The 1,832-nt window shown below is 70.3% G+C and carries 3 protein-coding genes; all 3 read left to right on the top strand.

Annotation, left to right across the window (positions count from 1 at the left end):
* Positions 1-356 (top strand): vitamin B12 dependent-methionine synthase activation domain-containing protein (locus AB0N90_RS37585; protein ID WP_365203985.1); only part of this gene is annotated, 356 nt, incomplete at its 5' end.
* Positions 353-1,210, top strand: coding sequence for a methylenetetrahydrofolate reductase [NAD(P)H] (gene metF / locus AB0N90_RS37580; RefSeq protein ID WP_365203983.1), 858 nt, complete (start codon positions 353-355; stop codon positions 1,208-1,210). The genes AB0N90_RS37585 and metF, both read left to right, overlap by 4 nt.
* Positions 1,200-1,832: adenosylhomocysteinase (locus tag AB0N90_RS37575; RefSeq protein WP_365203981.1), on the top strand; the 633-nt coding region annotated here is incomplete at its 3' end. The genes metF and AB0N90_RS37575, both read left to right, overlap by 11 nt.

Below are 1,832 nucleotides of genomic sequence, written 5' to 3'. Positions count from 1 at the left end.
TCGAGGCCGACGCCTACCGCGACTACCTCGAACTCCACGGCCTGTCCGTCCAGTTGGCCGAAGCCCTCGCCGAGTACTGGCACGCACGCGTCCGCGCCGAACTCGGCTTCTCCGGTGCCGATCCGACCCGGCTCGCGGGCATGCTCCGCGCCGAGTACCAGGGGTGCCGCTACTCCCTCGGGTATCCGGCGTGCCCGGACCTGGCGGACCGCGCCAAGATCGCCGTACTGCTGGAGCCCGAGCGGATCGGCGTACGGTTGTCCGAGGAGTTCCAGCTGCACCCCGAGCAGTCCACGGACGCGATCGTCGTCCACCATCCGGAGGCGGGTTACTTCAACGCCGGGCGGCGCTCATGACCACGTTCTCCTTCGAGTTCTTCCCGCCCAAGACCCCGGCCGGAGAGCGCACGTTGTGGACCACGGTGCGCAAGGTCGAGGCGCTGCGGCCGGACTTCGTGTCGGTCACCTATGGAGCAGGGGGTTCCTCCCGTGATCGTACGGTGGCCCTCACCCGGCGGATCGCCGCCGAGACGACCCTGCGCCCGGCGGCCCATCTGACGGCCGTGGGGCACTCGGTCGCCGAGTTGCGGCACATCATCGGCAGCTACGCGGACGCGGGGATCACCGATGTCCTCGCCCTGCGCGGCGATCCGCCCGGTGATCCGCGGGGCCCGTGGATCCCGCATCCGCGCGGGTTCACGCACGCGTACGAACTCGTCGAACTCCTGCGCTCGCTCGGCGACTTCACCATCGGCGTCGCCGCCTTCCCCGAGGGCCATCCGCGCTCCCCCGACCCCGGCGCCGAGCTACGGCACTTCGTGGCCAAGTGCCGGGCGGGCGCGGACTACGCGATCACGCAGATGTTCTTCCGCGCCGAGGACTACCTGCGGCTCCGGGACCGCGTCGCCGCCGCCGGGTGCGACATCCCGATCATCCCGGAGATCATGCCCGCGACCGACGTACGGCAGATCCGCAGGTTCGCCGAACTCAGCGCGGCCACCTTCCCGGAAGACCTCGCGCACCGCCTGGAGGCGGCCCGCGACGACCCCGCCGCCGCGCACCGCATCGGCGTCGAGCACGCCGTCGCCATGGCCGACCGGCTCCTCACCGAAGGGGCGCCCGGCCTGCACTACATCACCCTCAACCGCTCCACAGCGGCCCTGGACATCCACCGCAGCATTCACACTTCGAGGAGCCTCAGTGTCCACTGACACCCCGGACTTCAAGGTCGCCGATCTCTCGCTGGCCGAGTTCGGCCGCAAGGAGATCACCCTCGCCGAGCACGAGATGCCCGGCCTGATGGCGCTCCGGCGCGAGTACGCCGACGCGCAGCCGCTGGCCGGCGCACGTATCACCGGTTCTCTGCACATGACCGTGCAGACCGCCGTGCTGATCGAGACCCTGGTCGCCCTCGGCGCCCGGGTCCGCTGGGCCTCCTGCAACATCTTCTCCACCCAGGACCACGCGGCCGCCGCCATCGCCGCCGCCGGCATCCCGGTGTTCGCCTGGAAGGGCGAGACCCTGGAGGAGTACTGGTGGTGTACCGAGCAGGCGCTGACCTGGCCGGACAGCCCCACCGGCGGTCCGAACATGATCCTGGACGACGGCGGCGACGCCACCCTCCTCATACACCTGGGCGTCACCGAGCGGAAGACCGGCGAACTCCCACCAGCCGAGAACGAGGAACTCGCTGTCGTAAGAGCGCTGTTGGAGCGGTGCGGCCTCGACTGGACCGCCATGGCCTCCGAGATCCGCGGTGTGACCGAGGAGACCACGACGGGTGTGCACCGTCTGTACGAGATGCAGCGTGACGGTGTGCTGCTGTTCCCGGCG

This window comes from Streptomyces sp. NPDC093018 (genome assembly GCF_040684035.1).
In the GTDB taxonomy this organism is placed as follows: Bacteria; Actinomycetota; Actinomycetes; order Streptomycetales; family Streptomycetaceae; genus Streptomyces; species Streptomyces murinus.
The sequence above is the reverse complement of the archived record's forward strand: the minus strand, read 5'-3'. Positions and strand labels throughout refer to the sequence as shown.

Bases quoted from the DNA above. Each gene is read 5' to 3' on its own strand.
- metF (WP_365203983.1), top strand. From the start codon at position 353: ATGACCACGTTCTCCTTCGAGTTCTTCCCGCCCAAGACCCCGGCCGGA.